Raw genomic sequence first — 17131 nt, forward strand, 5'->3', positions numbered from 1 at the left:
AACACCGGGCGATTCAGGCCGAGCCGGCGGCGACGCAGAACTCGTTGCCCTCCGGGTCGGCCATCACCACGTGGTGCCCGTCGAACTCCTCCAGGACCGCGCCGCCCGCCGTCACGAGCCGCGCGGACTCGGCGCTGATCCGCGCCCACCGCTCTTCGGGACCGCCGTGTCCCGGCACGCGGACGTCGATGTGAAGGCGGTTCTTCGCCGTCTTCGGCTCGGGAACCTTGAGGATGGACAGGCGGGGGCCGACGCCGTCGGGATCGCAGAGCCACGCGCCGTCGTCCTCGGAGTCGTCCTCCGGAAGGTCGAACTGCGCGAGCCACTCCTCGCGGGTGGTGAAGGGAGCGGGCGGAGGCTCGTCGATGTACCCGAGTGCCGTCTTCCAGAACTCGGCGAGGAGTTTCGCGTCCGCACAGTCAAGGGTCAGATCGATTCTGGCTGCCATGACAGGACCGTACTGCGCGCCTCTGACAATCCGGGCGTGCGGCTTCTACCGGCCCTCGGGGACATCACGGCGGCAGAGAACGAAGTCGTCGAAGACGTGCCTTCCGGGGCGGTCGCCGACGGTGTCGATCGCCGCGCGGATGTCGTGCAGTTGGCCCGTCGTCATCTGCAGGGGCGGCTCGTCGGGCTGATAGGTGGTGCGGACGGGATAGTCCACACCCGGTTGCCGGGACATCTCGATGTGGCAGCCGAGCACGTGCGTGACCGGCCGTTCGGCACAGAAGTCGATCAGGCGGTCGACGGTGCGGGTGAACGCGGCCCAGTCCTCGACGTACAGACGGCCGGGGTAGACCGTGTCACCGGTGAGGAGGAAGCCGGTCCAGGGGTCGAAGTACGTCACCGCGGCCACGTGGTGGCCCGGCGTGGCCAGGCACTCCAGGACCCGGCCCCCGAGATCGACGCGGGCGACGCCCTCGGGGTCGTCGTCGAAGCCGAAGAACGGCCAGGCCTTGTCGAGGGCCGCGTCGACGACCGTGGTGCCGGGACGGGCGGCGAACTGTCCGTCCCCCGCGACGTGGTCGCCGTGCGGGTGGGTGTGCAGCACCAACAGCTCGTAGCCCTCCCGGGGTCGGGCGGCCAGCCGGCTCTCCATCAGCTCGTCCACCACCCGGCGCAGCGGGAAGCAGTCGGCCGAGGCCGTGGCACCGGTGTCGATCAGCACGGCCCGTGTCTCGCCGAACAGCAGGAAAAGGAACGGGGCCTCGTAGTCGACGGCCATGTTCTGCCGCAGGATCACCGTGTGCGCGTCGTGGGCGTGGACCTGGATGTCAGGATCGGTGTTGTGCTTGGCCGACGGAGATCCGTGGATCCACCGCACGTCCAGCGCCCGTGCGCCCGCGGCTTCCTCCGCCGCTCCAGCTCCAGCGGTCTGTTCGGTCCTCGGCCTCTGGGTGTCCACGACGTCTCCCGGTGATGATCCCGCCGGGACCACCACCTGGACCCGGGACCTCAGTTTCGCCCGGCGCCGTGGTCGACGAGCGCCTGGGTCACCGCTCGGACGCTACGGGCGATGTGATTGAGCTGCAGCACTTCGGCGGCGTACATCTTGATGGTGTGCTCGATGACCGATTCGTGCAGGCCGAGCGCGGGGAGTTCGGCCCGGGCGGTCTGCAGGGCGGTCCGGGCGACCCGGATCTCGTGCTGCACCTGGATCTGGGCGTGGCGGGCGAGCAGCACGGGGTGCTTCATGAGCACCGGGTAGCTCGCGTAGCGGGACGGCACCAGATCGCGCAGCCACTTGGTCGCGGAGCGCTCCCAGTCGAAGCTGCCGGGGGTCTTGACCTGGCACGGCCAGTCCGAGGTGATCGGTGAGTACGTCGTCAGGGCCATGTTCATCGCTTCCGGGTTACGTCGGCGGCAAGGGTCTGCGGGTTATGGGGCGGCCCCGGTCTAGGGGATGGCCGGGGCCGCCGCCACGGGCGCCCGCTCACGCGGGGCCCGTCCGAACATCCGGGGCCCCATGCGGGTAGGAGCGGACGGCCCCGGATGGCCGTAGGACGTGACCCGGAGGCCTCCTGGTCGCATCCGCGAGAAGTATTTATATATACCGCCGGATACGCAAGGACATGAAAAAATTCATCCGCGATATGGGCGAATGATCCCGTGATGCCCTGAGGGCAGGGGGTGTACGGGGTGTAGAGGAGAGGGAGAGAGCCCTGCGGGGTCAGTCCTTGAGGAAGAACTGGTGCTGCTCCGCGATCTGCTCGTACTCCTCCAGTCGGGCCTGAGTCCGCTCCGGATCGGCGTCGGACATGGCCTGGAGGAGCGCCGCCGACATCATGACGGGCGCGGCGTAGGAGTCGAAGACGAGACGGGCCCCGGTGCCCACGGTGAAGGTGGCATCGGCCTCGTCCGCGAGCGGTCCGAGCGCCAGGTCGGTGATCAGGGCGACCTTCAGCCCCGCGCTGCGCGCGACCCGCACCGCGGTCAGCGTCTCCTGGGCATGACGGGGCATCCCGAAGGCGAGCAGCCAGGTGCCGCCCGCCTCGCGCGACTGGAGCAGCGCGTCGTAGGCGACGCTCCCGCCGCGCGTCACCAGCCGCACATCGGGGTGGATGCGGCGGGCGGCGTACGCGAAGTACTCGGCCAGCGACACCGAGATGCGCAGACCGAGAACGGTGAGCGGGGTCGACTGCGACAGCGCGCGGCCGATGGTGATCACCTGGTCCGGATCGCCGAAGTCGCGGCGCAGGTTCTCCAGGTTCTCGATCTCGGCGTCCACCGCCAACTGCAGTTCGTTGCCGTGGTCCTCCGCGGGTGCGCCCGGGGTGCTGGAGAGTGTGCTGAGCGCGATGGCCTGTAGTTTCTCCCGCAGTGCGGGGTAGCCGCTGAAGCCGACCGCCGCGGCGAAGCGGGTCACCGACGGCTGGCTGACCCCGACGCGCTCGGCGAGATCGGTGATCGACAGGAACGCCGCCTCGGTGATGTGCTCGATCAGGTACTGGGCGATACGGCGCTGTCCGGGCGAGAGCCGGGGGCCGTCGAACAATTCCCTGAGCTGGGACGTGGGTGCCGCGCCCACCTCCGGAGCCGTCTTCCCCGAGGTGATCGCGGACGCCTGAGCGCGTGCCTGCTGCGGCGATGGCACCGATGTGCCTCCTTCGTGTCCCACGAGAACTCAACATAGCTCACGGACCGTGCTGACCAGGGCATGGACGACCACACGCCGTAGCTCTGCGGGCGTGGAACGTGAGGTCGGTCTGATTCGCGACAAGTTGACGACGGGCCATGGACAGCGACTGAGACGGGTGTTGAGGATGGGAGTCCCCATCCGTAGGAGTTGTTCATATGCGTAGACGACGCCTGCTGACCGGTGGAGCCGCCCTCGCGGCCGCCGCCTCGCTCCAGCCCGCCCTCACGGGCACCGCGCAAGCCGCTCCGCCCGCCGCGCCGCTGCCCTGCAGAGCCGAGGTCGTCGCCGTCCTGCGGCGCGTGGCCGACCAGTGGATCGGCGCGCACACGGACCCCGGCGACAACGGCTGGGCCAACGCCACCTTGTTCAGCGGACTGCTCGCCCTCCAGCGACTGACCGGCAGCCCCCGCTATCTGGCGTACGCCAAGAACTGGGCCGATAAGTACGCGTACGGCCTCAACGGCGGGGTCAGCACGCGCCATGCCGACAACCACAACGCCGCACAGGCCTACCTCGACCTGTACGAGATCGAGCCGGAGGAGAGCAAGATCTCCGCCATCGAGGAGTCGCTCCACCGCATGGTCTACACCGACCAGCCGGACAAGAACGACGACTGGTGGTGGGACGACGCCCTGCACATGGCGATGCCTCCGTTCGCCAGGATCGGAGCGCTCCGCGGCGACCCGGGGTACTGGCAGAAGCTGTACGCCCTCTACGACCACACCAAGCGTGTCGAGGGCGGACCCGGTCTGTACGACGCCGAGACGGGGCTCTGGTACCGGGACAAGCGGTTCCTCCCCGGGATCGACGGCGGGATCCTCTCGCCCGCGGGCAAGCCGGTGGTCTGGTCGCGCGGCAACGGCTGGGTGGCGGGCGGGCACGCCAAGACGCTCAAGGCGCTGCCGCCCGCTGAGCGGCACACCGGTGAGTACCGCGACACCCTTGTACGTCTGGTGACGGCCGTCGCCGGGATCCAGCGCACCGACGGCTTCTGGAACGTCAACCTCGCCGACGCCACCCATCTGCCCGGCCCCGAGACGAGCGGCACCTCCTTCTTCCTCTTCGGCACCTCCTACGCGATCCGGGCCGGCCTCGTCGACCGGCGTACCCACCTCCCGGTCGTGGCCCGCGCCTGGAACGGCCTCGTCAGCACGGCCGTCCACCCCGACGGCTTCCTCGGCTACGTCCAGAACGTCGGCGACCGCCCCGAATCCAGCCAGCCCGTCACCTACGACAGCACCGCGAACTTCGGCGTGGGCGCCTTCCTGCTCGCCGGCACCGAACTCGCCCGCCTGGCCGGACCCTGACGTGACGCACCGGTGCCCCCGCCCTGTGCGGCGGGGGCACCGGCCTGTCGCTGTCAGGGCTGCGCGGTGAGCGTGAAGCTCTGTGCCGCGGAGCCGTCGCAGGTGCGCTGGGTGAGCTGGACGCTGTTCGTCGAGGCGCTCGCCGCGGTCAGGCACTTGCCGCTGTGGCGAGCCTTGAAGTGGTAGCGCCCGGTGCTCTCCTTCACCGGCAGCCACTGCTGGTTCTGTCCGCCCGAGTAACTCCACAACTGGAGTGGCGCGTTGTCGGCCGTCGAGACACCGGTCACGTCGATGACCTGCTGTGGATCGATACGGATGGCGGCCTGCCGGTACCCGCTGTCGGTCGAGCGGAACTGGAACTGCTGGGCCTGGGTGCCGTTGCAGGCGTACTGCTGGATCACGGTCCCGTTCGCCGTGGCGGCCGAACGGGCGTCCACACAGGTGTCGTTGCCGGCATTCGTCAGCGAGTACCAGGCGGTCTCGGAGGGGGAGTCGGCCGGAGGCGTGCCGGTGTCGGCCCCTCCCAGCCACTTCAGACCGTCCAGCAGGAACTGATTCTGTGTCGCGCTCGCGAACGTCGACGACAGACGCGTGTTGGTCGAGTAGTTCATCGCGTTGTGGCCGAAGTTCGCGTACAGCATCTTGTACTTCGTGTTGGTCCACAGGATCGGGTAGTAGCCGCTGTACCAGGACTGGTTGGGATCGGTGCCGACCGGGAAGCTGCTCGGGTCGATCGACGCGAGGATCTTGATGTCCGGGTTCTGCCGCAGATCGTTGGACCAGCTGTACCACTCGCTGACCGACGAGGTGAACGTGGCCGGCAGGTTCTTGGTGGCCGGGTTCGTATGGTCCTCCACCTTCAGGGTCACCGCGGTCGGACCCCAGGTGTTCGACACGAAGTTCCCCGAGCCGAGGAACGTGTTGTGGTACCAGGACCAGCTCGCCGCATCGGTCGTGAACGCGGAGACGTGGAAGCCCATGAAGCCGCCTCCACCCCTCATGTACGTCTCGAAACCCGTGCGTTGGGCGGCGGTCTGCGGCAGGTCGTCGAGGAACAGGACGACTTGGTAGGCGTTGACCCCGCCGTTGGCGAGCAGGTCCCAGTTGGTGCTGGCCGTGTAGGTGAAGCCGTTCGCCGCGGCCTGCTGCGGAAACCAGACGTTGGCCTCTTTGTCGAAGTCGATGTGCGCCGCGTCGTAGGTGCCGCTGTAGAGCGCGAGCACCTTGAACGGGGTCGCCGCGGTGCTCGCGTGGGCGGCGGGCGGTACCGCGAGGCCGAGCAGCGCCGCCAGCAGGAGGAGGATTCTCAGGGCCGCGCGGGTGGAACCAGATCTGATGGTGTGCATCTGCTGATCGATCCTTTCCGTGCGGTTTACGGGTAGTTGGTGAGGTAGGCGACGTTGGTGCTGGAGTTGGAGGGTCCTCCCGTGCTGTTGATGATGTGGCTGATGGTGCCGACGCCGCCCAGCGAGACGGTCACCATGTCGTGGAACTTGACCCCGGACACGCTCGGGACCTCGAAGGCGTGATCGGCGACCACGCTGGAATTGCTGCTGAAGTAGCAGTAGCTGCCCAGACCCCACGCCTCGTGGCTGGTGACGGACGAGGCGACCTTGTAGGCGGGATAGCCCTTCCCGGTGCCGTTCATCCAGGAGGCCTGGTTCGGCGGGTCGTAGGGCATCTCGTTCTGGAAGAAGTAGGTGCGGCCACCGTTGCCGTTCCAGGTGACCTGGGTCTTCTGGTAGTGCTCGACGAACAGGCCGTACGCGGTCACGTTGTTGCCGTTGACGGTCAGGCCGTTGTCCGCCGTGTTGGTCGTCCAGCCGACCGTGCCGGAGTTGCCGTGGTCGGCCCGCCAGATCCAGGTGTGGTCGATGATCGTGTCGGCGCTGTTGATGACCAGCGAGTTGGTCGCCTTGCCGACGGTGGCGCCGCCGATCCGGATGAAGACGTCGGACAGCTGTGTCGGGTCGGCCGCGTGGGTGGCGGACGAACCGGACGGGCCGATCTGCATCAGGGTCGTCGAGTTGGTGGTACCCGCGTCGATGAGCAGGCCCGCCAGCTGGATGCCGTCCACGTCGGCGGTGGTGACGGCGGTGATCCCGCCGTCCGGCACGAAGGTCGCCAGGCCCATGCCCAGCACCACCGTGTCGGGGCGCGTGATGTTGATCGTCTGGTTGAGGTGGTAGACGCCGGGGGTGACCAGCAGGTTCTTGCCCGCCGCGAGGGCCGAGTTCATGTCGGCCGCGGTGGCGCCCGGCTTGACGATGTAGAACTGGTCGATCGGCAGGGACTTGCCCGCCGGGGTCTTCCCGCTCCACGTGGTGCCGACGGCGTTGGACTGCAGACCGGGCACGAACACCTGGTAGGCGCCCGCGCTGTCGACGTACAGGAACGGCTTCTCGCGGATCGTCGGCGAGCTGGCGACGTTGGTGTACGTCGGGAAGGACTGGGCGGGTGCGCCCTGGTCGCCGACGAAGACCATGTTCCAGTTGGAACCGGACCAGCTGCCCATCTGCGAGTTCCGGGTGAGGAACTGCTGCTGGGAGCCGGACTGGATCTGCCCGTCGACCTTGGTGTCGGAGATGAAGCCGCCGCTGGACCAGCCGCCGTCGTCGAGCGCGAGGTTGCCGCGCACGTGCATGCGCCGGTACGGGGCGGCCTGGGAGACGGCCCAACGGTCCGCGCCACCGGTCGGGTTGACCGACAGGTTCTCGGCGTCGCGCCAGAAGTTCTGCGTGGCGTTGCCCTGGAACCAGTCGGCCTCCGCGTGCACGGATCCGTTGATGGTCACGTCGTCCGGTGAGAAGCCCAGGCCGGCGACCTGGGTGTAGAAGCCCACGTTGGCGTTCGCGCTGTACGTACCCGGCTTGAACAGCAGGGCCTGGCGGGCCGAGCCGAACTGGTTGGTCTCCTGCTGGGAGAAGACCGAGTCCAGCTTGGACTGGATGCCGGCCGCCGACATCGACGGGTCGAACACCGTCACGTTGGGACCGAAGTCCGGAGTGCCCGGCGGGTTCGTTGTGCCGCCGCCCAGAGTGAAGGACTGCGCGGCGGTGCCGTTGCAGGTGTACTGCGCCAGCTGCACGCTGTCCGCGGTGGAGGCGCTCGGGACGTCCAGACACTTCCCGCTGTTGCGGTTGACGAAGTGGTAGGCGCCGTCGGCCTCGGCGACGGGCAGCCACTGCTGGTTGTTGCCGCTGGAGTACGTCCACAGCTGGACGGGCGCGGAATCGGCGGTGGAGACGTCGGTGACGTCCCACGCCTTTGTGGCGTCCAGGTTGCTGTTGACGCGGTAGTAGCCGCCGCTGGTGGCCACCAACTGCCAGTTCTGCGCGGCGCTTCCGTTGCACGCGTACTGCTGGACGGCGGTGCCGTCGGCACTCGCGGCCGAGCGGGCGTCGACGCACTTGCCGCTGCCCTTGTTGACCACGGTGGTATAGCCGGTCGGCAGGGCGGCGGCCGCCGCGGTCTGCGCGCTCGCCGAGTCCTGTGAGGCGAACTCGATGCCGGACGCGGTGGTCGCCACAAGCGCGAACACGGTCAGAACCTTCGGTATCCGGTGGCGGCCGGACAGTCCCTTCAGTCTGGGCACGGATCTGGGCACGGATCTAGGTACGGATCTGGGCACGGTTCTCTCCTGCGGTGATGGGGGGCGGAGTGTGTCCGTCAGCCGGTGTACTTGGCGAAGATGCTGGTGAACTGCCAGTTGCTCTGGGCCACTCCGGAACAGGTGTCGTCGTTCGGGTAGCTGCCCGGGCAGGGACGGTCACGGTTGGCCGACCAGAACGTCAGCCGCGCGAGGTGGTGCGTCTGCGCGTAGCCGAGGATGGTCTGGAAGTCGGCGGTGGTGACGGTCTCGTTGTTGTCGGTGATGCCGTTCATGGAGGAGATGCCCATGTCCCGGTACGCCTGGTCGTCGCTGTAGCCGTATGCGTTCTTGAGGGCCGTCTTCAGGCCCTCCGCGGCCCTCTGGGTCAGCGTGCCCATGTTCTGGCCGGCGCCGCCGAAGTCGAACGGCATGATCGTCCAGGCGTCCACGGTCAGCCCGGACGCCGCGGCCCGGTTGATCAGGTCGGTGTCGGGGCCGCTCTGTCCGGTGCCGATGGTGACGTATACCTTGATGCCCGGGTTGTTGGCCTTGACGGTCTTGAGCGCGTCCACGGTGCGCTGCTGGACCGTCGTGTTGCTGTAGGCGTCGGCCTCGATGTCGATGTCGATCGCCTTGAGCCCGTACGCGTTGATGACCTTCTGGTACGCGGCGGACAGTTCTCCCGCGCTGGAGCAGGAGCTCTCCAGCTTGTTGCCGCTGTAGCCGCCGAAGGAGGGGACGACGTCGCCGCCGGCCGAGCGCACGGTGTTGATGGTCTGCTGGTCGACGCCGCCGGTCAGCGCGCGGCCGCCGTCCCACTGAGGGTTGCAGTAGCCGTTGCTGAGGACGAAGGCCAGCGTGAACCACTTGACACCGGTGGCGTTCATGACGGTGGTGGGGCTCGGCGGGTTGCCCCAGCCGTTGTAGAGGTAGGGGGCGACGGCCATCGGCGCGGAGGGGGGTGTGCCTCCGCCGTCGCCGGTGGGCGCGGTCCACTTCTGGTTGGCGGCGCCGGTGCAGGTCCAGATCTGGATCGGCGTGCCGTTGGCCGAGGTGTTGCCGGTGACGTCGGCACACTTGTTGGCCTGCGGATTGACGAGGTCGCGGGCGGCGGAGACCGTCCACTTCTGGTTGGCGCCGCCCGTACAGTCCCACAGCTGGAGCTTGGCCCCGTCGGCGGTCGAGTTGCCGGTGACGTCAAGACACTTGCCGAGGGCCCGTACGGTTCCGTCGGAGCCGACGGTCCACTGCTGGGCAGTGGTGCCGTTGCAGTCGTAGAGCTGAACGGCCGTGCCGTTCGCGGAGTTCGCGCCGGCCACGTCGAGGCACTTGCCCGCGAGTCCGGTGATGGTCCCGGTGGCGGCGGAGGCGGGGGAGACGCTCAGGGCGCCGGCGGAGAGAGCGAACACCGCCGTGGTGAGAGTGGCGCGCAGCGCGGTGGAGTGCGCGAGGGATCGTCTTGCCATCAGAGGGTCACAGCCCTTCGGGGAGGCTGACAGTGGGGGGAGTTCATGTCCGTGAACGTTGAGTGCATTCATGGAGCTGTAGTGATCGGTGAACCTAAAGGTCTGAACCAAACTCGTCAAGAGATGAAGCAAAGCGCGCTGCGAATTGACCTGCGTTCACAAGGAGTTGAACGCATCGACCATCCCGGGGACGGCAAACAGCCGAGGCCCCGCCGTGCGGAACCTCGGCTGTGCGGCAAGCGGTTGTGCGGGCCCACTGGTGGCGGTCGGTCAGTTGCCCCGACTCTGCGCGGACTGCGAATAGGCGTCGTGCCATGCGGCCTTGGCGCCGGAGTCGCCGATGCGGTAGACGTCCACCACGGCGCCTGTCGCCACGACGAGGGACAGCACGACCGCGGCGGCCCGTATCGGCGCGGACGTCAGACGGACCGCCGGACCCTGGGTGTCTCCCTGGCCGGGGGCGGTGCGGCGGGCCGCCCACCATAGCGCCGAGGACAGCACGAACAGGCCGAGGACCCATGGCAGCAGACCGTCACCGAGCTGGGCGTGTCGCTGTACCAGGGCCGAGCTGTCGACATGCCTTTCCAACCACTCTCCCGCTTGCGTGGTGAGGGGCACACTCACCAGCGTCACGAGCGCGAGCACCGGTGGCAGGACGCCGAGCCGCCGCGCGAGGTGCGGCCAGATCGCGCAGACGACGAGCGCCAGTGCGCTCAGCGGTACGAGAACGACGACGAAGTGCACGAACAGGACGTGTGCGGGCAGGCCGTTGACAATGCTGGGGCTCATCAGGCTTGTCTCCTGGAGAGGCTGGGTCGCGAAGTGGGGGGTGTTCAGGGGCGGCGGCGATGATCGCCCGCCGCCCGGCGGCTCGCAGCCTGGCACAGGAACTTCTCAGCTTCTTCTGAGGCGGGAATGCACGGGAGTGGTCGCCGGTACTCTGACCGCTTGCCGCCCCCATCGACGCCGACAGGCGTTCCTCACACCCCTGGTGCCTCCTGATGACCAACCGTGTCCCGCGTCTTCCCCGTCGCGACGCCATGATGGATCCCGACCGACTCGTCACCTTCGGCGACGCGGTGATCGCGATCGCCATCACGCTGCTCGCGCTCGACATCACCGTTCCCGAAGGACTGGCCGACGGCGAGGTCGGAGCCGCGCTGAGGGACGCCCTGCCCAAGTTCGGGGCGTACCTGCTGAGCTTCGCCGTCATCGGCGCTCTGTGGCTGGGTCAGCACGCGCTCTTCCGGCAGATCGCCGCGCTCGACAACTGGCTGCTCCGCCTCTATCTCGCTCTGCTCGCCGTCGTGGCCGCGCTCCCGTTCCCCACGCGCCTGATCAGCGAGTACGGCAGCACCGCCGTGGCCACCTCGGTCTATGCGGTGACGATCGCACTCGCCGTCGGGCTGCTCACGGCCATGTCCGCCCGACTGTGGGCCAGTCCGTCCCTTGCCAAGCCGACCGTGCCCCCCGCGCAGATGAGGCAGTCGGTCTTCAGGGGCCTGCTGACCGTCCTCGTCTTCGCCACCTCGATTCCGGTGTCGCTGGCCTCGCCGACGCCCGCCAAGTACTGGTGGCTTCTCACGGTTCCCGCGCGTCTGCTGTTCCGCGAGACGAGTACGCCCGGCCGCGAGCAACTGACCGCTGCCGCCGAGTGAGACCACCGCGCTTCGCGGGACCGGACATCAGGGGAAGAGCCGGTTGAGGAGGGCGTGCCGAAAGCCCGGTGAGCGTCGAGGCGGTCGAGAACGGTGACCGCCTCGTCCCAGCCCGGACCCACGCCGGTCCCGCAAGGGGTGACGCTGCGCGTGGGCGCCAACACCCATGTGCGCTGCGTCAGCCGAACAGACATCCCCGCCGCCGAACTCTTCGCGGGGTGTGCCCGGGAGCGAGGCCGCGCTCAGCAGGAACCGCCGACGGGACCAGGGGGTGGGCCCTTCACTTTCTGAATGGTCGCTCACGCGGTTCACGGTAGGTGACGGTTGACACGCATCACCTACCCGTCAAAAGGCCGCGCCCATGTGAGTGAGTGACACGCTGTTGCGTCCGCCCGGGGGCGCGGGCGGGGTGGGCGTCCTGCGCGGGCGGGTGGAGGTGTCAGACTGACGGCATGGAAGAGCGTGAATTCGGCAGGTCAGGCCAGAAGGCATCGGTCATCGGTCTCGGTACGTGGCAGCTCGGCGCCGACTGGGGTGACGTGAGCGCTGGGGACGCCGAGGCGGTGCTGGAGACGGCGGCGGAGTCGGGGGTGACGTTCTTCGACACCGCGGACGTGTACGGCGACGGGCGCAGTGAGCAGGCGATCGCATCCTTCCTCAGTGCCCGCCCCGACCTGCACGTGATGGTGGCGACGAAGATGGGCCGCCGGGTCGAGCAGATTCCGCAGAACTACGTCCTCGACAACTTCCGCGCGTGGAACGACCGTTCCCGGCGCAACCTCGGCGTCGACCGCATCGACCTGGTGCAGCTGCACTGCCCGCCGACCCCCGTCTACTCGTCGGACGAGGTGTTCGACGCACTGGACACGCTGGTCGAGGAGGAGCGGATCGCGGCGTACGGGGTGAGTGTCGAGACATGTGACGAGGCGCTGACCGCGATCGCGCGGCCGAACGTGGCGAGCGTGCAGATCATTCTGAACCCGTTCCGCATGAAGCCCCTGCGGCAGGTCCTGCCGGCGGCGCGGGAGGCGGGTGTCGCGATCATCGCCCGCGTTCCGCTGGCCTCCGGGCTGCTCTCCGGCAAGTACACGAAGGACACGGTGTTCGCGGCGGACGACCACCGGACGTACAACCGTCACGGGGAGTCCTTCGACCAGGGCGAGACCTTCTCCGGCGTCGACTTCGTGACCGGCGTGGAGGCGGCGGCCGAGTTCTCCGCGCTCGCCCCGGAGGGCGTCACCCCGGCCCAGCTGGCGCTGCGCTGGATCATCCAGCAGCCCGGAGTGACCACGGTGATCCCCGGCGCCCGTTCGCCCGAACAGGCCCACGCCAACGCGACCGCCGCGAAGCTGTCGGCGCTGCCGGTGGAGACGCTGGACGCGATCGACGAACTCTACGACCGACGGATCAAGGAGCAGGTGGAGGGCCGCTGGTAGCACCCCTCCGGGGGCCGGCCGCGCGCCGGGTGCCGTCGGTGGCCCCGGCTCGTCGGGCCGGCCTCGGGGGAGCGCCGTCCCCGGCTCCGGCCCCGCGCCGGTGACTTTCGGGACGGCTATCGTCCGCGGCCTCGGCCGTGCGCGGGTCAGCTTCGGGGCGCCTGGCTTCCGCGGTCTCGGCTTTCCCGCAGGTCAGGGAGCGGCTGCGGCGGCTCAGGTCCCTGCGGTTGCCCTCGTATTGGCGTGGCCTGCGACTTGAGTGGGCCAGGTCCGCGGCGCGGCTCCCGCCACATCGGGGCCGCGCGAGCCTGGCCCGTAGCCCTCGGCCGCCCATGGGATCCACTCGGCGGCGATCTGCTGTTGCGCGTCCTGTCCGGCCCCTCGGCACCTTGTCCTGTACGGAGCTGCCTGCGACAGGGCCTCCGGCGAGGCTGCCCCTCACCGGTTCCCGGCGGGCCCTCCCTCCCTCCAGGTTCACGCTCCTGGTCCGCCCTCCTGGCGACAGCCCCACCCACACAAAACCCTCCCGCACCCCGAGCAGCCACGCTCAAGGAGAACGAACACGATCGCAACATACTTGTTCGCAACGAACATGTTCGCTACTTTGGAGGCGTGACAGCGACTCGCGTCACCCCTTCCCAAGGAGCGACACCTTGTCCACTCACCATCCCATCGCGGTCGTCGGCGCCGGTCTCGGCGGCCTCGCCCTCGCCCGCGTCCTGCACCTGAACGGCATCGAGTCCGCCGTCTTCGACCTGGACGCCTCACCCACCGCCCGCACCCAGGGCGGCATGCTGGACATACACGAGGAATCCGGCCAGGCCGCTCTGCGGGCCGCCGGACTCCACGAGGAGTTCCGGGCGGTCGTCCACGCCGGCGGCGAGGCCATGCGCATCCTCGACCGGGAGGCCACCGTCCGGATGGCGGACGACGGCGAGGGCGGCACACGGCCCGAGGTGGACCGGGGAGTGCTGCGCGACCTCCTCCTCGGTTCCCTGCCCGACGGCACCATCCGCTGGGGCGCCAAGGTCACCGGCGTACGGACGCTGGAGGACGGCCGCCACGAGGTGACGTTCGCCGACGGGCGGACGATCACCGCCGGTCTGCTGATCGGTGCCGACGGCGCCTGGTCGAAGGTGCGGCCGCTCGTCTCGGACGCCACCCCCGCCTACCTCGACCTCTCCTTCGTCGAGGCGCACCTCCACGACGCCGACACCCGGCACCCGCAGAGCGCCGCTGTCGTGGGCGACGGCATGTTGTTCGCGCTGGCCGAAGGTCACGGCTTCCTCACCCACCGCACCCCCGGCGGCTCGCTGCACGTCTACGCCGCCCTGCGCACGCCCGCCGACTGGGCCACGTCCGGCCCCATCGACTTCACGGACGTCGAAGCGGCCAAGGCGAGTGTCCTGGAGCACTTCGAAGGCTGGGACGAGCGGCTGCGGGCACTGATCGCCGACGCGGACGGGGCGCTCGTCGCCCGCCCGGTCCACGCCCTCCCGGTCGGGCACCGCTGGGACCGCGTTCCGGGCGTCACCCTGCTCGGAGACGCCGCGCACCTGATGTCTCCGTTCGCCGGTGAGGGCGCCAACCTCGCCATGCTCGACGGCGCCGAACTCGCGACGGCCATCGCCGCCCACCCGGACGACATCGAGAAGGCCCTGGCCGCGTACGAGCAGGCGCTCTTCCCGCGCAGCGAGGCCGCGGCGGCCGCATCGGAGGAGAACCTCGACCTCTGCTTCGCCCCGCACGCACCCCAGCCGCTCGTCGACCAGATGGCCTTCTACCGTGCGGCGGCCGAGACGGCGATGGCGAACGCGACCGACTGAGGCCACCCGCGAGCCCCCGCACGACCGGCTCCCCGCACGCCCGAGTCCCGCATGCCCGAGCCCCGCACCCTCGTCCCGCCCGCACCCCCGCCCGCACCCTTCACCACCCCGTAACCAGCAGTCCGCACAGGCCACTTCCTGCACTCCCTGCCGCCTTCTATCCTCGCGCCCGGACCGGCGCCCGGGGCGGCCAGTCGTCGGGGACAGCCCGGTCCGACCCGTCATCGCACCTCCTCGTCCAACGGAAGGTGACACCACGTATGCGCCCCCAATGGCTGCGCACAGCAAGACGGTTCGGCAGTCGCACCGCGAGCAGGTCCGCCGCGGTGGTCGTGACCACGGCGGTCGTCCTCGCCCTCCCCGCCCCGGTGGACGCGGCCGGCCCCCCGCCCCAGCGGCCGGTCTCCGCCGTGGACCCACTGATCGGATCGGCGAACGGCGGCAACACCTACCCCGGCGCCACTCTCCCGTACGGGATGATCGCCTGGTCCCCGACCAGCACCACCGGTGATCAGACCAGCACGGGGGCCGCCAACGGCTACCAGTACGACACCACCCGCATCCGGGGGCTGAGTCTCACCCACGTCAACGGGGCCGGCTGCAACCCGGGCGCCGCCGGGGACGTACCGATCATGCCGTTCGTGGGTGACGTGACCTCCTCGCCCTCGGCGGACACCAAGGACGCGGTCTACGCCGCGAACTTCACGCACGCCGAGGAGAAGGCCGTACCCGGGCGCTACACCCTCGGTCTCAAGACGGGCGCCACCGCCGACCTGGCCGTCAGTGAGCGTGCCGGTGTCGCCGACTTCAGCTTCCCGAGCGACCGCCCCGCCAACCTGCTCTTCCGCGTGTCCAACTCCCTCAACGGCAGCCAGGACGCGCACGTCGACATCGACACCGCGCACCGCAAGGTGACCGGCTGGGTCCTCACCGGCGCCTTCTGCGGACGCCGCGCCAACGGCGGCACGAACAACCGCAAGAGCTACTACAAGCTGTACTTCAGCGCCTCCTTCGACCGTGCCTTCGCCGACTTCGGCACGTGGAAGGACGGCACGCTGTCGGCGGGTTCGGCCTCCGCCTCGGGAGGCGAGGGGTACGCCACCGGGGCCGACCGCGCGGGCCGAGGTTCCGGCGGATACGTCGGCTTCGACACCAGCTCTGACAACGATGTCCACATGCGCATCGGGATCTCGTACGTCAGTCTGGGCGGCGCCGAGGCCAACCTCCGCGGGGAGATCCCGTCACACGCGAGCGTCGCCCAGGTGGCCGACGCGGGTGCCCGCGCCTGGGACCGAGAACTGAGCACCGTACGCGTCGGGGGCGGTACTTCCGCCCAGCGCACCACCTTTTACACCGCGCTCTACCACGCGTTGATGCAGCCCGACCTGATCAGCGACGCCGACGGCCGGTACTACGGCATGGACGGCTCGGTGCACCGCCTCGCCCGCGGCCAGCGCGCGCAGTACAGCAACTTCTCGGGCTGGGACCAGTACCGCGCCCAGATACAGCTGCTCGCCCTGCTGAAACCGAGGATCGCGGGCGACTTCGCCCAGTCCCTCTACAACTTCGCGCAGCAGAACAACGGAGTATGGGACCGCTGGGTGCACATCAGCGGCGCCACCCACGTGATGACCGGCGATCCCTCGGCGGCCACCCTGGCCACCTTCTACGCCATGGGCGTGCGCAACTTCGACTACGAGGGCGCCTTCGACTCGCTGGTCCGGCAGGCCACCGTGCCGAACGCCGACGGTCTCTCGAACGCGGGCTGCCCCGGACAATGCGTGGGCCAACGACCCAATCTCGCCCAGTACTTGAGCTCGCACTACGCCGCGCAGGATGTCTGCCACTGCTGGGGTGGCGCCGCCGAGACCCTGGAGGACGCCGTCGCCGACTCCGCGCTCGGGCGGTGGGCGAAGCTGCTCGGCCGTGACCAGGAGGCCGCGGTGTTCGCCGAGCGCGGCGCCTACTGGCGCAATGTCTTCAACCCCGCCGCCACCGCCGACGCCGGCTACATCCAGGCCCGCAGGCTCGACGGCTCCTGGGTGGGCCCGTTCAACCCGGGCAGCGACCTCGGCTTCGCCCAGGGCACCAGCGCCACGTACACCTGGATGGTGCCGCAGGACGTCCAGGGTCTGGCGGCCGCGATGGGCGGCCGAGAGAAGGCCGCCGCCCGCCTCGACGGGTTCTTCCACGCGGCGGACGGCTCCTGGTCGGTGCGCGGTGGCGACCCGCTGCGCTACGACCCGACCAACGAACCCGGCATCCACGCGCCCTGGCTGTACAACGCCCTCGGACAGCCCTGGAAGACCCAGGCGACGGTACGGCAGATCCTCAACACCGTGTACGGCACCGGCCCTTCGGGGCTGCCCGGCAACGACGACCTGGGCACCATGTCCGCCTGGTACGTCTTCTCCGCCCTCGGTCTGTATCCCCAGAGCCCGGGCAGCGCCTCGATGCTGCTGGGCGCCCCGCTCTTCCTGAGCGCGGTCGTGGACCGTCCGGGCGGCGCCGACCTCACCATCGCCGCGCCCGGCGCGGACGCCGCACACCCCTACATCGACGCCGTACGCGTCAACGGGCGGCTCACGCAACGCTCCTGGACGGATGCCGGCCTGACGACGAAGGGCGGCAGGATCGCCTTCCGGCTCGCCGAACAGCCCAACACCCGGTGGGCGACCGACCCGTCCGGTCTTCCCCGGTGAAACCG

Annotated in this window: 13 protein-coding genes; 5 read left to right on the forward strand and 8 right to left on the reverse strand. The window is 69.4% G+C overall.

All coding sequences use genetic code 11. The features are described 5' to 3' along the window. Nucleotides 1–13: 13 nt before the first annotated feature. The 4 genes from ACZ69M_RS12375 to ACZ69M_RS12390 all read right to left on the reverse strand — a co-directional run bounded on the left by ACZ69M_RS12375 (nucleotide 14) and on the right by ACZ69M_RS12390 (nucleotide 3094). Nucleotides 14–448 carry a VOC family protein gene (locus tag ACZ69M_RS12375; RefSeq protein WP_470049142.1) on the reverse strand — a complete coding sequence of 145 codons (435 nt, stop codon included), beginning with the start codon at nucleotides 446–448 and terminating at the stop codon, nucleotides 14–16. A 45-nt stretch (nucleotides 449–493) separates the two neighbouring features. Then, complete coding sequence (locus ACZ69M_RS12380) at nucleotides 494–1405, reverse strand: MBL fold metallo-hydrolase (RefSeq protein WP_470049144.1); 912 nt, start codon at nucleotides 1403–1405, stop codon at nucleotides 494–496. A gap of 50 nt (nucleotides 1406–1455) precedes the next feature. Further along, complete coding sequence (locus ACZ69M_RS12385) at nucleotides 1456–1836, reverse strand: hypothetical protein (protein ID WP_403698868.1); 381 nt, start codon at nucleotides 1834–1836, stop codon at nucleotides 1456–1458. Between the two features lie 334 nt (nucleotides 1837–2170). After that, the gene (locus ACZ69M_RS12390; protein ID WP_403698795.1) at nucleotides 2171–3094 is read right to left on the reverse strand and encodes a MurR/RpiR family transcriptional regulator; all 924 of its coding nucleotides are present in this window, start codon (nucleotides 3092–3094) and stop codon (nucleotides 2171–2173) included. A 200-nt stretch (nucleotides 3095–3294) separates the two neighbouring features. Between ACZ69M_RS12390 and ACZ69M_RS12395 the strand changes: the two genes are divergently transcribed. Then, nucleotides 3295–4446, forward strand: a complete 1152-nt coding sequence (locus tag ACZ69M_RS12395; protein ID WP_470049146.1) for a glycoside hydrolase family 88 protein — start codon at nucleotides 3295–3297, stop codon at nucleotides 4444–4446. Nucleotides 4447–4499: 53 nt separating this feature from the next. Here ACZ69M_RS12395 and ACZ69M_RS12400 read toward each other — a convergent pair whose 3' ends face one another. The 4 genes from ACZ69M_RS12400 to ACZ69M_RS12415 all read right to left on the reverse strand — a co-directional run bounded on the left by ACZ69M_RS12400 (nucleotide 4500) and on the right by ACZ69M_RS12415 (nucleotide 10293). Further along, the gene (locus ACZ69M_RS12400; protein ID WP_470049148.1) at nucleotides 4500–5792 is read right to left on the reverse strand and encodes a ThuA domain-containing protein; all 1293 of its coding nucleotides are present in this window, start codon (nucleotides 5790–5792) and stop codon (nucleotides 4500–4502) included. Nucleotides 5793–5818: 26 nt separating this feature from the next. After that, on the reverse strand, nucleotides 5819–7987 hold the full coding sequence (locus tag ACZ69M_RS12405; RefSeq protein WP_470049150.1) for an RICIN domain-containing protein: 2169 nt from the start codon (nucleotides 7985–7987) through the stop codon (nucleotides 5819–5821). 128 nt (nucleotides 7988–8115) lie between these two features. After that, nucleotides 8116–9504 carry a ricin-type beta-trefoil lectin domain protein gene (locus ACZ69M_RS12410; protein WP_470049152.1) on the reverse strand — a complete coding sequence of 463 codons (1389 nt, stop codon included), beginning with the start codon at nucleotides 9502–9504 and terminating at the stop codon, nucleotides 8116–8118. A gap of 270 nt (nucleotides 9505–9774) precedes the next feature. Further along, entirely contained in the window at nucleotides 9775–10293 is a 519-nt protein-coding gene (locus tag ACZ69M_RS12415) for a DUF2231 domain-containing protein (RefSeq protein ID WP_470049153.1), read from the reverse strand. 212 nt (nucleotides 10294–10505) lie between these two features. Here ACZ69M_RS12415 and ACZ69M_RS12420 point away from each other — a divergent pair, with 212 nt between their 5' ends. The 4 genes from ACZ69M_RS12420 (at nucleotide 10506) to ACZ69M_RS12435 (ending at nucleotide 17126) form a co-directional block, all read left to right on the forward strand. Further along, nucleotides 10506–11162, forward strand: coding sequence for a TMEM175 family protein (locus ACZ69M_RS12420; protein ID WP_470049155.1), 657 nt, complete (start codon nucleotides 10506–10508; stop codon nucleotides 11160–11162). A 452-nt stretch (nucleotides 11163–11614) separates the two neighbouring features. Next, nucleotides 11615–12598 (forward strand): aldo/keto reductase, encoded by a 984-nt coding sequence (locus ACZ69M_RS12425; protein WP_470049156.1) that lies wholly within the window; start codon nucleotides 11615–11617, stop codon nucleotides 12596–12598. A gap of 653 nt (nucleotides 12599–13251) precedes the next feature. After that, on the forward strand, nucleotides 13252–14424 hold the full coding sequence (locus tag ACZ69M_RS12430; RefSeq protein WP_470049157.1) for an FAD-dependent oxidoreductase: 1173 nt from the start codon (nucleotides 13252–13254) through the stop codon (nucleotides 14422–14424). A gap of 260 nt (nucleotides 14425–14684) precedes the next feature. After that, nucleotides 14685–17126 carry a GH92 family glycosyl hydrolase gene (locus ACZ69M_RS12435; RefSeq protein WP_470049159.1) on the forward strand — a complete coding sequence of 814 codons (2442 nt, stop codon included), beginning with the start codon at nucleotides 14685–14687 and terminating at the stop codon, nucleotides 17124–17126. Nucleotides 17127–17131: the final 5 nt, after the last annotated feature.

It is taken from the genome of Streptomyces sp. NPDC107454 (genome assembly GCF_055582885.1).